The organism is Brevundimonas aurantiaca, from assembly GCF_904830995.1.
Taxonomy (GTDB): Bacteria; Pseudomonadota; Alphaproteobacteria; order Caulobacterales; family Caulobacteraceae; genus Brevundimonas; species Brevundimonas aurantiaca.
In genome coordinates, this window is the sequence record NZ_CAJGVD010000001.1 from 1,420,179 (window position 1) to 1,433,401 (window position 13,223).

A 13,223-nucleotide genomic window follows, 5' to 3' on the forward strand; every position below is an offset into this window, starting at 1 on the left:
CGGGGAGTTGACGTCGTTCCATCTGGTCGCCGCCTGCGAACGGCCTTATGGCGAAGCCCCATGCATCGACTGATCCTCATGCGGCACGCCCAGGCCGAGCCGAACAGCCCGTCCGGCGGCGATGAAGCCCGCCCCCTGTCCGCCGTCGGACGCAACGAAGCCCTGCTGATGGGGCGGGCCCTGGCTGAGCGCGGGCTGAAGCCCGATCTGGCCCTGGTATCCTCGGCGGTCCGCACCCGCCAGACCTGGGAGCAGATGCATGACGCCTTCGGCGATGTGGAGGTGCGCGACGAGCCGCGCCTGTACAACGCCCCCGCCGACGTCCTGCGCGGCTTCGTCGAGGCCAGCGAGGAAGAGGCCGGCTGTCTGCTGGTTCTGGCCCACAATCCGGGGGTCCATGCGCTGGCCGGCGACTATCTGTCGGAAAGCGCGGCCTCGCCCGCCATTCTCGATCGCCTGGCCGCAGGTTTTCCGACCGGGGCGGCGGCCCTGTTCACCGTCGATGCGGCCGGGCGCTGCACCTACGAAGGCTTTCTGACCCCGCGCACCCTGGGCGGGGCGGCATGACGTCCGTCGCCTACAAGATCCTGTCGTCGAACGACTGGCGCCGCATGGTGGCGGAAGGTCGCTACGAAGGCTCCGTCGTCGATCTGGCCGACGGCTACATCCATATGTCGACGGCCGATCAACTGGCCGAGACCGCGCGCCGCCACTACGCCGGTCAGGCCGATCTGATGCTGCTGACGATCGATCTGGCGCTGCTCGACGAAGCCCTGGTGTGGGAGCCGTCGCGCGGCGGCGCCCTGTTTCCCCATCTCTACGCCCCCCTGCCCGTCGCCGCCGTCACCGCCAGCCGCCCCTTCGCCGTAGCCGAGGACGGGGCCATGCGGTTCGAGGATGCGGCATGAACCTGTTCGACGGCTTGGCGGCCGGCCTGCGCCGTCTGGACCCGGAAACCGCGCACCGGCTGGCGATCCAGGGTCTGGCCCTGGCGCCCCTGCCCGCCGCCCCGGTCGATGATCCCATCCTGCACACGACAATCGCCGGCCTCGACCTGCCCAATCCGATCGGCCTGGCGGCGGGATTGGACAAGAACGGGGAGGCGCTGCGCGGCCTGTCGCGGCTTGGCTTCGGCTTTGTGGAATGCGGCTCGGTCACGCCCCGGCCCCAGGCCGGCAATCCCCGGCCGCGGCTGTTCCGACTGCAGGAAGACCAGGCGATCATCAATCGCATGGGCTTCAACAACGCCGGGCTCGACGCCTTCGCCGCCCGGCTTGAGCGACGCCCCCAGGGCGTCGTCGTCGGCGCCAATCTGGGCGCCAACAAGGATACGGAGGACAAGGCGGCCGACTATGTCGCCGGGCTTCAGCGCCTCGCGGGCCGGGCCGCCTATTTCACGGTCAATATCTCCTCGCCCAATACGCCCGGCCTGCGCGCCTTGCAGGGGCGGGACCAGCTGGACGATCTGCTGGGTCGGATCGAGGCGGCCCGGCCGACGGCCCGACCCGACCGCGCGCCGGTCTTCCTGAAGATCGCGCCGGACCTGGTCGCAGGCGAGATCGGCATGATCGTCGAGGCCGCCCTGGCCCATCGGATCGACGGGCTGATCGTCTCCAACACCACCCTGGAACGCCCCGAAACCCTAAGCTCGCCCCAGGCCGGAGAGAGCGGCGGCCTGTCGGGTCTTCCCTTGCGTCCCTTCGCCGAAAGGGCGCTGCGGGCGGCGGCCGAGGCGGCGCAAGGCCGTCTGCCGCTGATCGCCGTCGGCGGGATCGACAGCGGGGCCGAAGCCTATGCTCGCCTTCGCCTGGGGGCCTCGGCGGTGCAGATCTATTCCGCCCTGATCTATCAGGGACCGGGATTGGTCGGCGCGATCAAACGCGACCTGGCCGCCCGCCTGCGCGCCGACGGGTTTTCCACCGTTTCCGCCGCCGTGGGATCGGGCCGTTGACGGAGCGTTAGTTTCGATCTGCGCATCCTGTGGCCCGACGAACGAAGACCGTTCGCGCCGATGGGAAGCGGAATGCAACAGACGAACATGGTCCCAACGGCTGTGAGTGGCTGGACTGTGGCGTCTCGCTTCCGCGCCAAGCAGGCGGCGCAACGGCTGGCGACGGCGGCGGCGACCGCCCTGGTCGTGACGCCGATGCTGGGTTGGCGGCTCTCGCTGCTCTGGCTGCTGATCTACGGCCTGGCCCAGACGGTGGAATGGGCGGTCCTGCGCATGGCTTCACGCGCGCCCGACGCTCGCCTACGGAAAATCCCGACCTGCGCCGCGATCCTGATCAGCGCCGCGACCTTCGGCGGCCTGTCCATTCCCATGTGGCTGATGGGCGGCGCAATGGGCGGCCTGTGCGCGGCCCTGATGCTGCCGGCGCAGATGCTGTTTTCGATGATCAACGCGCCCCGATCCAAGATGCTTCTGGCTGCGACCCTTTCGCCGCCGATGCTGTATCTGCTGTCCACGCCGTTCTTCGCCGCCCATTTCGGGGCCGGCGTCTCGGTCATCATGACCGCCTCTGCGGCCGTGGTGATGTTCGTCATCTTCACCGTGCTCAGTTGGCAAATCATCAGCGAGACGGCCGAAAAGCGCCAGCGGGCGCGCGACGAGGCGGATCGGCTGCGGCGGCAGGCCGAACAGAATCTGGCGGCCCATACCGCCTTCCTGGCGGCGATCGGCCATGATCTGCGCACCCCGATCGGCGCCATCCTGACCGGCGCGGCCGAGCTTCAGGCGGCCGACGCCGCTTCTCGCGCCAACACCGCCCTGATCACCGACGCGGGCCTCATGATGAAGGCCCTGCTGGACGATCTTTTGGACCACACCCGCATCGGCGCCGGCCGGATGAAGGTCGAGGTGGTGGATTTCGATCTGCGCGCCATGCTGGCCCAGACCCTGCGTCTGTGGCGCGGACCGATCGAGGCCAAGGGCCTGACCTTGCGGGTCGAGGGCGCCGCCCAGATGCCGCGCGACGTCAAGGGCGATCCCATGCGGATCCGTCAGGTGCTGAACAATCTGATGTCCAATGCGGTCAAGTTCACCGCCGAGGGACAGATCACCCTGCGCCTTGAGGCCTGGCCGGAAGAGCCGTCCGGCTATGCCCTTCTGTTCGAAGTCGCCGATACGGGTCCGGGCCTGACCGCCGAGCAGATGGAGCGCCTCTTCAACCCCTTCGATCAGACGGCCGAAGGCGTCGGCGCCCAGTTCGGCGGCTCGGGCCTGGGCCTGTCCATCAGCCGGGATCTGACCGAGTTGATGGGGGGACGGCTGACGGCGCGCAGCGCCCCCGGCCAGGGCGCGCGCTTCACCGTGTCTCTGTTCCTGCCGGCCGGCCGGGCGACGGAGCGAACGGCTCCAGCGGCCCGGGGGCTGACGGCCCGCCCCGACGCGCTGGCCCTGCCCCTTGCCGCCCCGCCTATTGCGCCCCTTGCCGAAGACGTCCCAGCGCCAGCCGCCGACACGCCGCCTCCGCCCGAAGAGGCCGACCGTCCGTTGAAGCTGCTGGTGGTCGATGACCACGACATCAACCGTCGCGCGGTTCAGCTGATCCTCGAGCCCCTGGGCTGCGACATCGTCACCGCCTCCGACGGGGTGATCGCCTTGCAACGCTGCGCCGAAGTCGTCTTCGACGTCATCTTCATGGACGTGCGCATGCCCGAGCTTGATGGGCGCGAGACCACCCGCCGGCTGCGCGCCGGCGACGGTCCGAACGCCCGAACACCCGTTGTGGCCGTGACGGCGGATTCCGCGCCGGAAGACATCGCCGCCTGCCAGGCCGCCGGCATGGCCTATTTCGTCTCCAAGCCCCTGACGCCGCCGGCCCTGTTCGCAGCGCTACAGCATGTGTTGGACGACGCGGCCCAGGACGCAGGCGCTGCAACGCCTCAGCCTTCGACCTCAGACGTCGACGCGGCCTGACCCTTGATCTCGGCGACCAGCCGAGCGGCGAAATCGGGTGTGCGCAGGTCACACTCCCATACGATCACCACCCGCCAGCCGTCGGCCGTCAGGGTCTCGGCCGATCGCGCGTCTCTGGCGCGGTTGCGGGCGATCTTGCCGCCCCAGTAGTCGGCGTTGGCCTTGGGCTTGCGCGATCCTCGCGGACAGTCATGGCCGTGCCAGAAGCAGCCGTGGACGAAGACGGCGACCCGCCGCCCTTTCATTGTCAGATCCGGCCGTCCCGCCAGCCCCTGGCCGCCTAGCCGATAGCCGATCCCGGCCGCGCGCAGCACCCTGCGCACGGCCAGTTCGGGCGAGGTGTCCCGCCCCTTGACGCGGCGCATCACCGCGCTGCGCTTCTCGGGGCTGAAGACGTCCGTCGTCATGCGTGTTGGGCCGCGCTCAAAATGCGAAGCGTCGGCGCGGCCCGATCCCGATCCCGATCAGAGTTGGGCCAGCAGATGCTCGGCCGAGGAGACCTTGAACTCGCCGCCCTGTTCGACGTTCAGCTCGGTCACGACGCCGTCCTTGACCAGCATCGAATAGCGTTGCGACCGCTCGCCCAGGCCGAAGCCCGAGCCGTCGAGCACCAGGCCGAGCGCGCGGGTCAGTTCGCCGTTGCCGTCCGCCAGCATGACGATCGAGCCGTCTTCCACCCCCTGGCTCTCGGCCCAGGCCTTCATCACAAAGGCGTCGTTGACGGAGAGGCAGGCGACGACGTCGACGCCCTTGCCCTTGAAGGCGTCCAGATTGTCCTTGAAGCCTGGCAGGTGACGGGCCGAGCAGGTGGGGGTGAAGGCGCCGGGGACGGCGAACAGCGCCACGGTCTTGCCGGCGAAGACGTCGGCGGTGTTGACGGGCTTGGGGCCTTCCGCCGTGGCCTGGGCGAAGGTCGCCTCGGGAATGCGGTCGCCGATCTGGATGGTCATGGAATCTCTCCGCGCGGGTTGGCTTGGGTGCGCCTGCGACAGATAGCGGCCGACGCCGCCAAGACAAGCTCGGCGCGCTTGCGCCGGGCCCATTCAGCCCCGATTATGGAAACCATGACCGACGCCTCCTCCCTGACGGGCCGTCTTCTGGTCGCCATGCCCGGCATCGGCGATCCCCGGTTCGAACACGCCGTAATTCTGATCTGCGCCCATGGGCCGGACCACGCCATGGGTCTGAGGCTGGACCGGCCCGCCCAGGGAATCGATCTGAAGGCGGTGCTGGACAAGCTGGACGCGCCCGCGCCGGAACAGTCCGTAGGCCGTCCGGTTCTGATGGGCGGGCCGGTCGAGCGCGAACGCGGCTTCGTCCTGCACACCGACGACTGGAGCGTGGGGGACGACACCCTGCCCTTCGGCGACGGCCTGGCCATGACGGGGACGCGCGAGGCCCTGGCGGCGATGACCGACACGGTCATGGGACCGCGCCACGCCACCTTGCTGCTCGGCTACGCCGGCTGGGGCGAGGGGCAGTTGGAAGACGAACTGGCCGATAACGTCTGGCTGACCACGGAAGCGGACCTGGACCTGATCTTCGACAGCGATCACCAGACCAAATGGACCCGCGCCCTGGCCCGCATGGGCGTGGACGCCGGCCGGCTGTCGGCCCAGGGCGGACGGGCCTGACCGCCTTTCAGGCGTCCGCGTCCTCCTCCTCGTCCGGCTGCGCATCCTCGTTCAGCGCGCCGTTCAGAGGTGCGGCGATGCGCGCAGCCAACAGGCTCAAGACCTTCAAGGCGATGTCCAGCTCTTCCTGAGAGAGGCCCTGGAACAGGATGTCGCGATCCCGCGCCGCCATGGCTTCGGACTGTTCAAGCGCCTGATAGCCCCGGGGCTCCAGCTTGATCGTATTGGCCCGGCCGTCACCGGGTCGACGCTGTTTGGAAATCAGCCCGTCGGCCAGCAGACGCGCGACGCGACGCGACAGGGTCGGTTCCGAGATTTGAAGACTGGCGGCGAGCTCCGCCTGGGTCATGCCGTCGGGCGCGGTCTTCAGGACGCGAAGAGGAGCTCTTTGGGCGTTCGTATAGCCGGCGGATTTGAAGAGACGGGCGGCGCGCGCTGTAAAACGGCGCGCCACTAAAGCGGTCTTTTGGCTGATCAGAAGCTGCGTCAAGGACCTTTGGCTCACATTCTCTTCTTCTGACGCCCCGATACTCAACTGATCGAATTTACTTTCTACAACGGCATCTTGCATACGTAAGGACCAAGCTGAACAGGCTGACGGAAACGCGCCGTCAATCACTAAGCATTTTCCAATGCCCTAGTCTGGAGAGCGGATACACGCAAGACTTTGTCTCCTTCGAGTTGAAAATTGAGATATAATCTCGCCAACACGCCTTAGCCATGCAACCGTTCTGCTCCACGATTAAGGCGACAGCGTTTACATCTCCACCACAGTTACCTAAGTAAGACTGCATATAATGCGGCGCTGAATACTTGCGCGCACAACAATGACACCGGGAGCATTCCCCCTTAGCGTGTCGCCAGCGAAATCAGCAGCAGCAGAACCAAAACCAGACAAACCCCCTGCCAGAACCGCACCGGATCGCGCTCAATCAGCGACAGGGGGCGGGGGGCCGGGGCGGCCGCCGCGCTGCCGGTCTCCAGCACATGGATCAGTTCCTCGACGTCCTCGAACCGCTCGTCCGGATCGACGGCGACGGCGCGCAGGACGGCGGCCTCCAGCCAGGCGGGCATGTCCGGTCGGCGTCGCCCGGGCGGGGTCGGGGGGCGATCGAAGCGCGGCGCGTCCGACGGATCCACCTCGCCCCAAGGATAAGTCCCGGTGAACAGCCGGTACAGGGTGACCCCCAAGGCGAACTGGTCGGTGGCGGCGCTCCCGCTTTCGCCGTCGTACATTTCGGGCGCCTTGAAACCGGCCGTGCCCGGCGCCTCGGCCTCGGCGAACTCCTCGGCCCGCTTCAGCCGGGCCACGCCCAGATCGACCAGCTTCAGCCCGCCGTGCGTCTCCAGGATCACATTGTCCGGCTTGATGTCGCGGTGGATCACCCCGGCCCGATGCAGGGCCGCCACCCCCCGCGCCAGCTTCAGGGCCACGCCGATCCCCTCGGCGATCTCGAACGGCCCGTCCTCGGCCAGGCGGGCATGCAGGGTCTGGCCCTGATAGAAGGGCTGGACGATATAGAGCCGGCTCTGGCGCCCCGCATCCGGCGTCAGCACCTTGCCGACGAAGGGGCTGTCGATGCGCCGGCCGATGAAGGCTTCGCGCAGGAAGGCGGTCCTCGCCCCCCGTTCCGACACCGCCGCCGGCTTGGGGAACTTCAGCACCACCCGTTCTTCACCAGACCGCGCCAGGAACAGCCGCGTATAGCGGCCGTCGGCGACCAGCCGCTCCAGATGAAACCCGTCCACCGTCTCGCCCTGGTTCGGCGGCGGCAGGATGGCCAGGCCTTCGGCCTCGGCCGTGATCGCCTCCCAGTCGGGCGCCCCGACCCGGATGACGTCGAGGATCAGGACGGTGGCGTTGTCGCGCGCCCCCGCCTCGGCGACCTCGTCCAGAATGGCCTGGGCGTCGGCGTCGGGCGATCCGCGCCGTGCCAGCAGCCGCGCCAGGGCGGCCTCGTTCAGCACCCCGTGCACCCCGTCCGTGGTCAGCATCAACCGGTCGTGCGGCTGCAGCTCCACATGGCGCACGTCCAGCTTCACGTCCGCCTCGATGCCGACGGCGCGGTACAGCACATGGCTCAGCCCCTGCTGGGCCCGGGTGTGATCCTCAGTCAGCCGGGTCAGCACCCCGTCGCGGAAATGCCAGGCCCGGCTGTCCCCCACATGAAGCGCCACCGCCTCACGTCCCCGCAGGATCAGGGCGGTGAAGGTGGTCGCCGCCGCCTCCATCGCCGGATCAATCTTGCCCCGCGCATGAAGCCAGCGGTTGAAGCCTCTCAGCGCCTTGATCCCGTTGGCGGCGATGCCGTTCAGCGGGTTCTGATCCAGATAGCCGTCGATAAAGCTGCGCGTCGTCAGCTCGGCCGCCATCCGCCCGGCCTTCGATCCCGACACCCCGTCGGCGATGACCGCCACGACCCCGTGCTCGCGCTGCTCGGCCGCCGTGCCCAGATGCACCCCGCCGAAATCCTGATTGTCCGCCTTGGGCCCCTTTGCGGTGGCGAAACCGGCGGCGATCTCCAGTCTGGCGTCGGTCATGCACCCCCCAGCCGTCATCCTCGCCCTTGTGGCGAGGATCCATACGCCCGGTGTCGCCGGGGCTTACCGTCATCGACGGAGTCGATGGATCCTAGGCACAAGGCCTGGGATGACGAAAAGTGAAATCTAAGCCGACCGCTGCTTCAGCGGCGCCGTGCCGTCCGCCAGGCTTTCGGCCAGATAGACCTCCGCCTCCTGGGCCGGCAGCGCCGGGGCGTAGCCGAAGCCCTGGCCGTAGTGGCACTGGGCTTCCAGCAGCAGGGCGGCCAGTTCGGCGTTCTCGACCCCTTCGGCGACGACCTCCAGCGACAGGTCGCGGCCCAGGTTGACGACCGACTTGACGATCTTGGCCGAACCCTCGTCCTTGTTCATCGTCAGGACGAAATAGCGGTCGATCTTCAGCGTATCGAACGGCAGGCGCGCCAGGTACGACAGCGACGAGAAGCCGGTGCCGAAATCATCCAGCGCCAGCGACGCCCCGACGTCCTTCAGTGACTGAAGAACCTCGGCGGCGCGGGCGGTGTCGCGCATGATGTCGCCCTCGGTCACCTCCAGCTTCAGGGCGCCGCGGGGCAGGCCCGCCTCCTTGATCACCCGCGCCACGTCCTCGCACAGATGCGGCCGTTCGATCTCGCCGACCGACAGGTTCACGCTGCAAAACAGCTTTCCGGCCAGGGGGTGGCGTTGAATCCATTCCGCCAGTTGCCGCGCCGACTGAGTCATCATCAGCAGACCCAGGTCGTTCATCATCCCCAGGTCGGCCGTCAGGCCCAGGAACTCGTCCGGCGGCACCAGGCCCCGCCGGGGATGACGCCAGCGCGCCAGGGCCTCAAAGCCCGCCACGGCGCCGGTCTTCAGGTTCACGATCGGCTGGAAGAAGGGGGTGATCTCGCCGCGCACGAAGGCGTTTCTCAGATCCGCCTCCAGCGCCAGTCGGCTCAGGGAATCGCTTTCCAGGGCGCGCCCATAGGCGGCCGACCCGCCCCGCCCGGCCGCCTTGGCCGATTCCACCGCCAGCTCGACCCGGCGCAGCAGTTCTGAGGCGTCGGGCGCATCCGGCCCGCCCTCGACGATGACGGCGCCGATCGAGACGGTGGGATAGATGTCGAACCCCGCGACCCGCAGCGGCTGTTCCAGCGCCTCGCGCACCCGATAGCTGGTGTGAGAGGCGGTCTTGGGCACGATGATGGCGAACTCGTCCTCGCCGATCCGCGCGGCGGCCGCATCCTTGGGGAAGGCGGCGGCGAGGCGCGACCCCAGGGCCGACAGCACCAGATCCGTCCGCTCATGGCCCAGGGCCTCGTTCAGACGACGCAGACGGTCCACGTCGCCGACGACCAATTCATACTCGCCCGCCTGGGTCAGCACCTCGCCGACGCGGGCGATGAAGGCGCGACGGTCCAGAAGGCCGGTCAGGGCGTCGCGGTCCGAACCGGTGAACTTGGCCTCCAGCGCGACGACGCCGGCGGCGCGAAGGCCGTCCTCAAGCCAGACCCCGCGCCACAGGCAGGTCTCGGCTCCGCGCATCCGCAGGCGCACCGCGATTTCGGCGCCCTCCTCCTGCGGCTTCAGCATCTTCTCGGCCAGCGACCGATCCTGCGGCAGGGTCGAGGCGACAAAGCCGGCGCCCGAACATTCCGGCGCCAGGGGTCCCAGCCCCAGGGCGCGGGTGGCGCCGGTGAAACGCAGCTGATCCTCGGCCGGAGTCCAGACCCACAGGGCCGTATCGGCCGCCGCCAGGGCCTCGATGGCGGCGGTGGCGTCCCAGGCCAGCGAGCGAGGTCGCGCGTTCACAGCAGTCGTTCCCTCAAGACGACCCCCGGCCGCCGCGATCAAACTCGTCCTCCACGAGGCCGAACAGCAGATGATCTGCCCAATCGCCGTTAATTTTCAAATAAGCGCGGGCCAGACCCTCGTGCCGAAAACCCGATTTCTCAAGAACGCGACGCGATCCGTGGTTGCTGGGCAGGCAGGCGGCCTCCAGCCGGTGCAGTTTCAGCCGCTCGAAACTGTAGGCGACCACGGCGCGCACCGCCGCCGTTCCATGGCCGCGCCCGGCGAAGGGCTGACCGATCCAGTAGCCCAGGGTGCCCGTCTCGGCCACGCCGCGCCGCACGTTCGACAGGGTCACGGCTCCGACCAGGGTCTTGCCGTCCTCGATGAAGATGAAGAAGGGCCAGGCGTTGCCCAGCTCCATTTCCCGCGCATAGATCGACAGGCGACGGCGAAAGGCGCCCTTGCTCAGATCGTCCTCGGGCCAGGCCGGCTCCCACGGCTGGAGATAGTCGCGCGACCCGTCGCGCAACCGCGACCAGGCCGCATAGTCCGCAGCGCGCGGGGGGCGCAGCAGCACGCCCTCGCCCCGGACAACCGGCCCGGCCACATCGCTCATCCAGTCCAGCAGCGCCATCGCCTCCAGCGTAAAGCATGAACGCGAGGGGTGAAACCCGGCCGCAGGCTTCCGGCGACGGAGATTCCGCCTTGGAGCCGTTGAACGGACAAAGCCGGCAAGGAGACCACCCATGGCCGCATCCGCCTTCGAGGCCGCCGTCGCCGTGACCCGGCTGGGCCTGGGCGCGCGTCCCGGCGAGATCGACCGCGTCGCCGCCGATCCCAGAGGCTGGGCGCTGGGTCAGATCCGGGCCGAAGGCGCGCCCCAACCCTCCGGCGCCGCCGTCTCGACCGCTGAACGGATGGAGGCCTTCCTGGCCTATCAGGCCAGCGGGACCGGCCGGCGCGAGGCGGCGGCGCCCGGCGGCGCGCCCGATCCGACGGCCGAGGCCGCGCGTCAGGCCCGGCAGGCGGCGCGGCGCGCCATAACCGAGGACACGGCCCGCGGCTTTCTGGACCGGGTGCGTCTGGGCCTGGAGACCGACCAGGGGTTCGCCGAGCGCTGGGCCCTGTTCTGGGCCAACGCCCTGACCGTCTCGGCCGCCAAATTCACCGCCGGCGCCTTCGTCGACACCTATGAGCGCGAAGCCATTCGCCCCCATGTCTTCGGCCGGTTCGAGGATCTGGTCCTCGCCGCCGAACAGCATCCGGCCATGCTTCTGTACCTTGATCAGGCCCGATCGGCCGGGCCGGACAGCCGGGCCGGCGCGCGCCGCAGGCTGGGGCTGAACGAGAATCTGGCCCGCGAAATGCTGGAGCTGCACACGGTCGGCGCCGACGGCGGCTATGATCAGGCCGACGTCACCGAACTGGCCCGCGCCCTGACGGGATGGTCGATCCCCCGCCAGCAGGATCGGCAGAGGGCGGACGGCGGCGGCTTCGTCTTCCGGCCGGAGATTCACGAACCCGGCGTCCGAACGGTCATGGGCCGGACCTACGCCCAGACCGGCCGCCGACAGGGCGAGGCCATATTGCGGGATCTGGCGCGCCATCCGGCCACGGCCAAGCGGCTGTCGCGGCGGATCGCGGCCCATTTCGTCGCCGACGATCCGCCCCCGGCCCTGGTCGCTCGGCTCGAGGCCGCCTGGACCGGATCTCAAGGCGATCTGGCTGAGGTCGCCCGCGCCCTGATCGAAGCGCCCGAGACCTGGACGCCCCAGGCCGCCAAGATCAAGACGCCCTATGAGTTCGTCGTCTCGGCCGGACGGGCTCTGGATGAAGGCCCCCGACGCCCCGCGCTTCTGCGACAGGCGCTGATCGCCATGGGCCAGCCGCCCTTCGCGCCGCCGTCACCCGAGGGCTGGCCCGACACGGCCGCCGACTGGGCCGGGCCCGACGCCCTGGTCAAGCGGCTGAACTGGGCGCGGACCACCGCCGGCGCCGCCGTCGTCACCGATGTGAACGCCGTCGCCCTCGCCGCCCTGGGCCGCCGAATGGGCGAGCGCACCCGCTCGGCCGTCGCCCGGGCCGAGAGTCGGCCCGAGGCCCTGACCCTTCTTCTGATGTCGCCGGAGTTCCAGCGCCGATGACCCACCCCGCCTTGCATCGCCGCGCCTTTTTGGGCGGATCGGCCGCCGGCCTGAGCCTGGCCTTCGTCGGACGCGCCTTCGCCCAATCGGGCGCTCAAGGCGTCGCGTCGGACAACAAGCTGGTCGTGATCCTCGCGCGGGGCGCCATGGACGGACTGTCGGTGACGGTCCCCTACGCCGATCCAAACTATGCGGCCCTGCGCGGCGGCCTGGCCCTGGCCGAGCCCGGCCAGGCCGACGGCGTGTTGGCTTTGGCCGACGGTTTCGGCCTGCATCCGGCTCTCGGCGGCCTGCACGCCCTGTATCGTCGCGGCCAGATGCGGTTCGCGCCGGCCGTGGCCCTGCCTGTGCGGGTGCGGTCGCATTTCGACGCCCAGGACGTGCTGGAGAACGGCGGCGAGAGCCTGCGTCGCCAGGACGACGGCTGGCTGAACCGCGCCATCGTCGCGGCGGGCGGGCGAAGACTGACGGGCCTGGCGATCGGCGCTCAGACGCCCCTGATCCTGCGCGGCGAGGCGCCCGTCTCCGGCTGGGCGCCGGGTGAACGGGTGCGTGAGGACGACCGGATCGCCGGTCTGCTGCAAGACCTCTATGTCGAGGATCCGCTGTTGGGACAAAGCCTCGCGCGCGGCCTGGCGACTGAGGAACGCGCGGCCCTGGACGGCGACGGCGGGCGGGTGGGGCGCAATGACGCCCAGGCCCTGGGTCAGGCGGTGGCGCGGCTGATGACCGGAACCGAGGGGGCGAACGTCGTCGCCCTGTCGCTGGACGGCTGGGACACCCACGCGGGCCAGAAGGCGCAGCTTCAGACGCGGCTGACGGGGCTGGGCCGGCTGATCGCGGGGCTGGAGACGGGTCTGGGCGACGACTGGCGCCGCACCGTGGTGGTGGTCGCCACCGAGTTCGGCCGCACCGCCCGCGCCAACGGGACCTGGGGCACCGACCACGGAACGGCGTCCTCGCTGATCCTGGCGGGCGGCGCCGTTCGAGCGGGCGGGCTGATCGGCGACTGGCCCGGTCTGGCCGACAATCGTCTGTTCGAAGGCCGCGACCTGGCCCCCACCCTGGACGTTCGCGCCGTGTTCAAGGGCGTGCTGCGCGATCACCTGGGCCTGGACCGCGCCCAGCTGGATACGCGGGTCTTCCCGGACAGCGCCGCAGAGGCGCAGACGATCGACGGCCTGGTCTGATCTCGGGCCGCGTTTCTCA

The 13,223-nt window shown here is 69.4% G+C and carries 13 protein-coding genes; 7 read left to right on the plus strand and 6 right to left on the minus strand.

Annotated elements, in window-relative coordinates; genetic code table 11:
- Positions 1-60 precede the first annotated feature (60 nt).
- From JMT67_RS07090 to JMT67_RS07105, 4 genes are all read left to right on the plus strand, one after another.
- Positions 61-567 carry a SixA phosphatase family protein gene (locus JMT67_RS07090; protein WP_201463078.1) on the plus strand — a complete coding sequence of 169 codons (507 nt, stop codon included), beginning with the start codon at positions 61-63 and terminating at the stop codon, positions 565-567.
- Positions 564-908: a DUF952 domain-containing protein gene (locus JMT67_RS07095; RefSeq protein WP_201463079.1), complete on the plus strand. Its 345-nt coding sequence runs from the start codon at positions 564-566 to the stop codon at positions 906-908. The genes JMT67_RS07090 and JMT67_RS07095 overlap by 4 nt, the downstream gene beginning before the upstream one ends.
- Positions 905-1,951, plus strand: coding sequence for a quinone-dependent dihydroorotate dehydrogenase (locus JMT67_RS07100; RefSeq protein WP_182714406.1), 1,047 nt, complete (start codon positions 905-907; stop codon positions 1,949-1,951). The genes JMT67_RS07095 and JMT67_RS07100 overlap by 4 nt, the downstream gene beginning before the upstream one ends.
- Before the next feature lie 72 nt (positions 1,952-2,023).
- On the plus strand, positions 2,024-3,919 hold the full coding sequence (locus tag JMT67_RS07105; RefSeq protein WP_201463080.1) for an ATP-binding protein: 1,896 nt from the start codon (positions 2,024-2,026) through the stop codon (positions 3,917-3,919).
- Here the strand turns inward: JMT67_RS07105 and JMT67_RS07110 are convergent.
- Together JMT67_RS07110 and JMT67_RS07115 are read right to left on the minus strand one after the other, a co-directional pair.
- The gene (locus tag JMT67_RS07110; protein WP_054766583.1) at positions 3,886-4,326 is read right to left on the minus strand and encodes a very short patch repair endonuclease; all 441 of its coding nucleotides are present in this window, start codon (positions 4,324-4,326) and stop codon (positions 3,886-3,888) included. The genes JMT67_RS07105 and JMT67_RS07110 overlap by 34 nt on opposite strands.
- Before the next feature lie 57 nt (positions 4,327-4,383).
- Positions 4,384-4,869 (minus strand): peroxiredoxin, encoded by a 486-nt coding sequence (locus JMT67_RS07115; protein WP_054766584.1) that lies wholly within the window; start codon positions 4,867-4,869, stop codon positions 4,384-4,386.
- 114 nt (positions 4,870-4,983) lie between these two features.
- Between JMT67_RS07115 and JMT67_RS07120 the strand changes: the two genes are divergently transcribed.
- Positions 4,984-5,553: a YqgE/AlgH family protein gene (locus JMT67_RS07120; protein ID WP_152950915.1), complete on the plus strand. Its 570-nt coding sequence runs from the start codon at positions 4,984-4,986 to the stop codon at positions 5,551-5,553.
- Positions 5,554-5,560: 7 nt separating this feature from the next.
- Here the strand turns inward: JMT67_RS07120 and JMT67_RS07125 are convergent, their stop codons facing one another.
- From JMT67_RS07125 to JMT67_RS07140, 4 genes are all read right to left on the minus strand, one after another.
- Positions 5,561-6,007, minus strand: a complete 447-nt coding sequence (locus JMT67_RS07125) for a MarR family winged helix-turn-helix transcriptional regulator (protein ID WP_201463081.1) — start codon at positions 6,005-6,007, stop codon at positions 5,561-5,563.
- Positions 6,008-6,402: 395 nt separating this feature from the next.
- A complete protein-coding gene (locus JMT67_RS07130) occupies positions 6,403-8,094 on the minus strand; it encodes a bifunctional protein-serine/threonine kinase/phosphatase (RefSeq protein ID WP_201463082.1) in 1,692 nt (563 codons plus the stop codon).
- 126 nt (positions 8,095-8,220) lie between these two features.
- The gene (locus tag JMT67_RS07135) at positions 8,221-9,888 is read right to left on the minus strand and encodes a putative bifunctional diguanylate cyclase/phosphodiesterase (RefSeq protein WP_201463083.1); all 1,668 of its coding nucleotides are present in this window, start codon (positions 9,886-9,888) and stop codon (positions 8,221-8,223) included.
- A 13-nt stretch (positions 9,889-9,901) separates the two neighbouring features.
- Positions 9,902-10,504, minus strand: a complete 603-nt coding sequence (locus JMT67_RS07140) for a GNAT family N-acetyltransferase (protein WP_182714410.1) — start codon at positions 10,502-10,504, stop codon at positions 9,902-9,904.
- Between the two features lie 112 nt (positions 10,505-10,616).
- Between JMT67_RS07140 and JMT67_RS07145 the strand changes: the two genes are divergently transcribed.
- Together JMT67_RS07145 and JMT67_RS07150 are read left to right on the plus strand one after the other, a co-directional pair.
- Positions 10,617-12,014, plus strand: a complete 1,398-nt coding sequence (locus JMT67_RS07145) for a DUF1800 domain-containing protein (protein ID WP_201463084.1) — start codon at positions 10,617-10,619, stop codon at positions 12,012-12,014.
- Positions 12,011-13,204, plus strand: a complete 1,194-nt coding sequence (locus JMT67_RS07150; RefSeq protein ID WP_201463085.1) for a DUF1501 domain-containing protein — start codon at positions 12,011-12,013, stop codon at positions 13,202-13,204. The genes JMT67_RS07145 and JMT67_RS07150 overlap by 4 nt, the downstream gene beginning before the upstream one ends.
- The last annotated feature ends 19 nt before the right edge of the window (positions 13,205-13,223 follow it).

What these genes read in the sequence shown, in the direction of transcription:
- JMT67_RS07090 (WP_201463078.1), top strand. Translation starts at nt 61, where the DNA reads ATGCATCGACTGATCCTCATGCGGCACGCCCAGGCCGAGCCGAACAGC.
- JMT67_RS07095 (WP_201463079.1), top strand. Translation starts at nt 564, where the DNA reads ATGACGTCCGTCGCCTACAAGATCCTGTCGTCGAACGACTGGCGCCGC.
- JMT67_RS07100 (WP_182714406.1), top strand. Translation starts at nt 905, where the DNA reads ATGAACCTGTTCGACGGCTTGGCGGCCGGCCTGCGCCGTCTGGACCCG.
- JMT67_RS07105 (WP_201463080.1), top strand. Translation starts at nt 2,024, where the DNA reads ATGCAACAGACGAACATGGTCCCAACGGCTGTGAGTGGCTGGACTGTG.
- JMT67_RS07110 (WP_054766583.1), bottom strand. Translation starts at nt 4,326, where the DNA reads ATGACGACGGACGTCTTCAGCCCCGAGAAGCGCAGCGCGGTGATGCGC.
- JMT67_RS07115 (WP_054766584.1), bottom strand. Translation starts at nt 4,869, where the DNA reads ATGACCATCCAGATCGGCGACCGCATTCCCGAGGCGACCTTCGCCCAG.
- JMT67_RS07120 (WP_152950915.1), top strand. Translation starts at nt 4,984, where the DNA reads ATGACCGACGCCTCCTCCCTGACGGGCCGTCTTCTGGTCGCCATGCCC.
- JMT67_RS07130 (WP_201463082.1), bottom strand. Translation starts at nt 8,094, where the DNA reads ATGACCGACGCCAGACTGGAGATCGCCGCCGGTTTCGCCACCGCAAAG.
- JMT67_RS07140 (WP_182714410.1), bottom strand. Translation starts at nt 10,504, where the DNA reads ATGGCGCTGCTGGACTGGATGAGCGATGTGGCCGGGCCGGTTGTCCGG.
- JMT67_RS07145 (WP_201463084.1), top strand. Translation starts at nt 10,617, where the DNA reads ATGGCCGCATCCGCCTTCGAGGCCGCCGTCGCCGTGACCCGGCTGGGC.
- JMT67_RS07150 (WP_201463085.1), top strand. Translation starts at nt 12,011, where the DNA reads ATGACCCACCCCGCCTTGCATCGCCGCGCCTTTTTGGGCGGATCGGCC.